Genomic DNA, 5677 nt, shown 5'->3' on the forward strand with positions numbered 1-5677 from the left:
GGCATTGAACTGGGGTCAACCCGGATAAAGGCCGTACTTGTCACGGACGATTTTGAAACAATCGCATCCGGCGGCTATGTTTGGGAAAACAAATTTGAAAACGGCATCTGGACGTATTCGTTGGAAGAAGTGTGGGAAGGGATTCAAAGAAGCTATGCCCAAATTGCGGCAGACGTCCAGGGGAAATACCATACGACTTTAACAAAAATCAGTGCCATTGGTGTAAGCGCTATGATGCACGGGTATTTGGCTTTTGCAGAAAACGGAGAGCTGCTCGTTCCTTTCAGGACATGGCGTAATAACATCACCGAACAAGCGGCGGATGAATTGACTGAACGATTTCAATTTAATATTCCGCAACGATGGAGCATTGCCCACCTTTACCAGGCGATTTTAAACCAGGAGCCCCATGTAAAGGATATTCGCTTTATCACCACGTTGGCCGGTTATGTACACTGGAAATTATCCGGAGAAAAGGTGTTAGGAATTGGCGATGCATCCGGTGTTTTTCCGGTGGATGAAGAGACAGGCACATATCGGAAAGATTTTCTTGATACGTTTGACCGGCTTGAAAATGTGGCGCCCTATCCATGGCATATCGGGAAAGTGCTGCCAAAAGTATTAAAAGCCGGCGAATATGCGGGTACTTTAACACCCGAAGGAGCGGCATTATTGGATGTAAACGGAAATCTTCAGGCAGGCAGTTTGATGGCTCCGCCTGAGGGGGATGCCGGAACCGGGATGGTGTGCACAAACAGTGTGCGCAAACGGACCGGAAATATATCCGTCGGCACCTCGGCATTTTCGATGATTGTGCTGGATCAGCCGCTTGAAAAAGTGTACCGGGATATTGATATTGTCACAACGCCGAGCGGGGCGCCCGTGGCGATGGTCCATATCAACAACTGCTCGTCTGACATTAATGCATGGGCAAACCTGTTTAAACAATTTGCTGAACGACTCGGTGTTGACTTGCCGGCGGATCGTTTATATGAAACTTTGTTTTTGGTGGCTGCAAAAGCGGATCCGGATGCAGGCGGCTTGCTCAATTACAGCTACTTGTCAGGCGAGAACATTACAAAAATGCCGGCCGGGCGCCCGCTGTTTGTCAGGAAACCGGACAGTGCCTTTACATTGGCAAATTTTGTCCAGGCCCAGTTGTATGCGGCATTTGCACCGCTTAAAATCGGGATGGATATTTTGAAGAATGAAGAAGGAATCAAAACGGATGTCCTGATTGCCCAGGGCGGCCTGTTTAAAACGCCGGTCATTGGCCAGCAAGTATTGGCGAATGCATTAAATACGCCGATTACGGTGATGAGCACTGCCGGTGAAGGCGGCGCCTGGGGGATGGCCGTGCTCGCGGTTTATGCAAAATCCGGAAACGGGAAGCAAAGCCTGGAAGACTTTTTGGACCAAAACGTGTTCACCCATCCCGAAAGCATGACGCTAAGCCCGGAACCTGAAGGCGTTTCAGGGTACGAAGCCTTTATAAAAAGATATGAGGCAGGCTTGCCGGTTGAGTCGATGGCTGTAAAGTCGATTTTTTAACGGGAACGGAAAAATCGTCAAAACAGCTGTATGGACATACGACAGCTTCCCGGAATAAACTTTAGTTATTCCGTCAAACAAACGTGATGCTAGCATTGCCGGTGTGACACAACAGCTTCCTAGTATAAACCTTTGGTTGCTCGAGAAGCACAATCGCGCTGATAAACGAAGTGAAATGACACGACAGCTTCCCGGTATAACCCTTAGTCTCCAGTTTCTATGCACGCAGCATCCGCAAACGCTCCGTTCATATCCCAACGGAGACGCTGCTCGACAATTGCATACATTTTGGGGAGCCATGCAGTCCGGCCCGCCAGTGAGTACAGATAATAAATCCGGCATTTTCCATGAAAACTGCCGGATTTTTTTCATACATGTTAAAATAGAAGATGTATTTAGTTGAAAACAAGGCAGGTGTCCGTTTTGTTTCCATTTTTCCACCGAAAAAGAAAGGAAGAGCATATTTTTGCGCCAACGGGGGGAGAGGTGACGCCAATTGAGGAAGTGCCCGATCCCATCTTTTCCGAAAAAATGATTGGGGACGGCGTGGCAATCAGGCCGATTGAGGGCCGGGTCGTTTCCCCGTTTGACGGCGAGGTGATCCAGATATTTCCGACAAAGCATGCGATCGGGTTGCGCGGCGAATCAGGGCTGGAAGTTTTGATTCATATCGGACTGGAAACGGTTTCACTCGACGGGAAGGGGTTTGAAACGGTTGTGCAGGCCGGGGACAAAGTGGAAAAAGGCGACCCGCTGATTCGTTTTAACCTGGAATTTATCAAAGCCAATGCAGCGGATACGATTACAGCAATCATTATTACAAATGGGGAGCTTGTAAAATCGCTCGAAAAAAGTACCGGGGTTGAGGCAGTTGCCGGGCAGACGGAAATCATGCGGGCTTGTCTGTGAAACCAAAAAACAGGCTTGAAGCAAGTGATGGGGAAGGGTGGCACGAGCCGGGGTACCTTGCACCAGAAAAAGAAAAACAGGCTTGTGTGCAAGCCTGTTTCTTACTTATATGGTTCGCATGCGTATCCGTCCTTGTCGCCGTCCATATAGGAACGGTAGGCAGGGTTTGAACGCGGCACGCCGTTTGGATATTTTTTGCGCAGTTCCGTACAGTTTTGGAAACTGCTGCTCCCGTTGCTGGAACGGCTCTCCCCGCCGGAAGCATTGGAGTTGGATGCGGAACTGCCTTTTTCGCACCCGTTAAAACCGCGGTCTGTTGCATACCCGGGTTGCGACCAGACCCTGAGTTTTTCGTTTTTAGCCCGCTGTTCGGCTTTTTTGAAAGTGTCCAAATATTGATAGGGCGGTTCATACACATAGGCCACGCGCGCGTACCCTTCTTTCAGCAGCTTTTCCTGCACGGACTTGCCGTTTACGAATACATAAGCGAGGAGCCGCCCGTATTTGTCGCGTTTGGCCCCGTGATCAAATTCGATCGTCAGTTTGCCACTTGAAACGAGCTGCTTGTTCCGGTAATAGGCTGCTTTTGCATACGGCTGCACACACATATTCGGTTTTTTTGATTCCGGCGTGTCAACGAGCAAATAGCGGACCGTCTCTTCTTTTCCATTATTATAAATTTTAATCGTGTCTCCATCGGTTACATCGGCGAGTTTAACAGCAATTTGCTTGCCTGTCGTTTGCCGGTTTTCTCCTGGCCCGGTATTTGTTTGTTGCGCTGTTTTTTGTTCTGTACTCGTTTTTGTGCTGTTTTGATGCCCTTCACACCCTGCGACGGCGAGCATCATCGCCAAAAAGAGCGTAAACCAGCTTGCTGCTTTTGTCTTCATTTCCCCTTCTCCTTGCTTTTAAAAAATGTATATAAAATGAACAAAATATCGCAGCTCTGTTGTCTAGTCATCATGCAAATTGGTGCTCGAGCTTGTTGTAAAAACTTAAGTTCATTTTATATAGCTCCATTATTTTACCATTTTCAGCGGGTATTTTTAAGCCATCCATTTGACAATAATACCGCCTGGGGTATATGATGGGGGTTGTAACCGAACTTCGGGCAGGAGGTCATCCGTATAAATGTATATTGTTTTGCTCGTTCTTGCGCTCATTCTCGCGAAAACCGGCTATACACGTTACGTTCCCGTTCGCGGTGCTGTGCGGGCGGATTTAAGAAAAGATGTGCTTGAACATAAAGTGGTGGTCGATGTGAGGGATTACCAGCATGCGGGAAGCGGTACCGCGGATGCCATTGTGATTCCGACGGCTTATTTAAAGCGGTTTTCCGGCGAAATTCCAAAAGGCAGTCTTCACCTTATTGTTTCCAGCCGGCTTGAAGCCAATTTCAGCATTCGTTTATTACGCAGAAAAGGATTCCATATTCATTCTTATACGATCTTGGAACCGGGGAGGGAAAAAGGTGGAATACGATGCGAAAATCAAAAACCGTGTCAAAAGAATCGAAGGGCAATTGCGGGGAGTACTGCGGATGATGGAAGAAAAGGACAATTGCAAAGAGGTCATTGCCCAGTTGTCTGCCGCCCGGACGGCAATTGACCGCACGATCGGCGTCATTGTCAGTGCCAATCTGGTGGAATGTGTGAAAAATGCCGAACAAAACGGGGAAGACGCGGGAAGCCTTGTAAAAGAAGCGGTCAACCTGCTTGTGAAAAGCCGCTGACACCGGTCTTTTCGCAGAATCGCCGCTGGGGCAAGGCCCGCACTTTTCGCAAAAAGCGGGGGATTTTGTTTTACGAGGGAGGAATTTTGATGAAAGAAATTTCTGCGATGGAAGTCGAGGAAAAACTGAACAAGGGTGAAAAACTCAATATTATCGATGTGCGCGAAACGGAGGAAGTGGCGGAAGGAAAAATTCCGGGCGCGCTGCATATTCCGCTCGGTTTGCTGGGATTCCGCCTAGAGGATCTTGACCGTTCCAAAAACTATATTGTCGTTTGCCATTCCGGCGGGCGGAGCTATATGGCATGCCAGTTTCTCGAAAGCCAGGGTTTTGATGTCACAAACCTGGAAGGCGGCATGATGGCGTGGAGCGGCGAAATCGAATGAAAAATTTTCCTCTTGATCTTGCGGCGCATAAAGCGTAGTATAAGAGTACAAGCTGCGTTGTACGTAATATTAATAAAGTTTTAACCTTTAAACTGTTATAGGGAGTTTAACATTATTGCGGGAATGCCGAGCCTTTTGCCGTTTGGCAGGGAGGATGGCAGGAACGCTTTTGCGGACACCCACTTTGAGGAGTGTGGTTCTAAAACTTTCTTAGTTTGATTACGGCAACTGCGGCACATACATAATCTGTTAAACCCCGTCCTTCTTAGAAGGGCGGGGTTTTTCACAATCAAGAACCTAGACCGAAGGCATTAGCTGAGCCTGTTAACCCTGCGGCCCGGATGCAGTGCCCGGCCCATTTTTTCGCGCGGTATAAAGAGCCCGCTCTGTCCGTTTGTGTTAGCCCTCGATATTACTGGGTGTATAATAAAACTAACAATGTTTTGACATGCAGGAGTGGGAAAATGTGAACCAAATGAAATACATTGAGCCTGCCGTGATGTTTTTTACCATGATCGTCTATGTCGCTGTAGCCGTACTGATTGGCGTTGTGGCCGGGACCACGGTCGGTTTGTTTTTGAAAGCTTTAAATTTTTTGAGCGGAAAAACAGGTGCGCTGCCCGTGCCTTATAAGATGCTGCTGCTTCCAGTTGGCGGCCTATTGAACGGCCTGTTGCTGTATAAAATGAAATCAGGGGCGCCTTCTTCCATTGCTGCTGTGCATTCCGAAGGGGAACCGCCCTTTGACAGAAGCTTCCCGGCCAAGTATCTGGCGGCCCTCATTACACTTGTATCCGGCGGTTCGGCTGGAAAATTCGGGCCGAGCGCCCACTTTGCCGGTTCGCTTGCCACATGGATTGGGAAAGTTTTTCATATTCAGCCGTTTCTTCGGGCCCAGCTGATCGTATGCGGAATCAGTGCTGCTTTTGCCAGTCTGTTTGGCGCGCCCGTTACAGCAGCCGTGTTTGGTTTGGAAGTACTGGCTATCGGGTCAATCCGGCACCAGTTTCTTTTCCCTTCGGCGGTTTCCGGCATAGCTGCTTTTGAAGTTAGTAAAAGGCTGTTGCATACGCCTTATGAATATTTCACGATCCATGCC

6 protein-coding genes and 1 other RNA gene are annotated in these 5677 nt (G+C 48.5%); 6 read left to right on the plus strand and 1 reads right to left on the minus strand.

Annotated elements, in window-relative coordinates:
- Both P9687_RS16660 and P9687_RS16665 read left to right on the plus strand, forming a co-directional pair.
- A partial coding sequence (locus tag P9687_RS16660; RefSeq protein WP_035190649.1) for a xylulokinase occupies positions 1–1551 on the plus strand: 1551 nt, incomplete at its 5' end.
- A 399-nt stretch (positions 1552–1950) separates the two neighbouring features.
- The gene (locus P9687_RS16665) at positions 1951–2460 is read left to right on the plus strand and encodes a PTS sugar transporter subunit IIA (RefSeq protein ID WP_017551018.1); all 510 of its coding nucleotides are present in this window, start codon (positions 1951–1953) and stop codon (positions 2458–2460) included.
- 101 nt (positions 2461–2561) lie between these two features.
- On the opposite strand, the gene P9687_RS16670 is transcribed toward P9687_RS16665, so the two are convergent.
- Positions 2562–3350 (minus strand): thermonuclease family protein, encoded by a 789-nt coding sequence (locus P9687_RS16670; RefSeq protein WP_035190646.1) that lies wholly within the window; start codon positions 3348–3350, stop codon positions 2562–2564.
- Between the two features lie 581 nt (positions 3351–3931).
- On the opposite strand from P9687_RS16670, the gene P9687_RS16675 reads away from it, so the two are divergent.
- The 4 genes from P9687_RS16675 to P9687_RS16690 all read left to right on the plus strand — a co-directional run.
- Complete coding sequence (locus tag P9687_RS16675) at positions 3932–4192, plus strand: metal-sensitive transcriptional regulator (protein WP_014097607.1); 261 nt, start codon at positions 3932–3934, stop codon at positions 4190–4192.
- A gap of 89 nt (positions 4193–4281) precedes the next feature.
- The gene (locus tag P9687_RS16680; protein ID WP_014097608.1) at positions 4282–4578 is read left to right on the plus strand and encodes a rhodanese-like domain-containing protein; all 297 of its coding nucleotides are present in this window, start codon (positions 4282–4284) and stop codon (positions 4576–4578) included.
- A gap of 46 nt (positions 4579–4624) precedes the next feature.
- A non-coding RNA gene (ssrS, locus tag P9687_RS16685) (6S RNA) lies at positions 4625–4819 on the plus strand.
- A gap of 234 nt (positions 4820–5053) precedes the next feature.
- The coding region (locus P9687_RS16690) for a chloride channel protein (protein WP_328228938.1) at positions 5054–5677 on the plus strand (624 nt) is incomplete at its 3' end.

Origin of the sequence: Weizmannia sp. CD-2023, from assembly GCF_036225245.1 — a bacterium.
Taxonomy (GTDB): Bacteria; Bacillota; Bacilli; order Bacillales; family Bacillaceae_C; genus Weizmannia; species Weizmannia faecalis.

Excerpts from the sequence above, each read along its gene's own strand:
- P9687_RS16670 (WP_035190646.1), bottom strand. The coding sequence starts at position 3,350 with ATGAAGACAAAAGCAGCAAGCTGGTTTACGCTCTTTTTGGCGATGATG.
- P9687_RS16680 (WP_014097608.1), top strand. The coding sequence starts at position 4,282 with ATGAAAGAAATTTCTGCGATGGAAGTCGAGGAAAAACTGAACAAGGGT.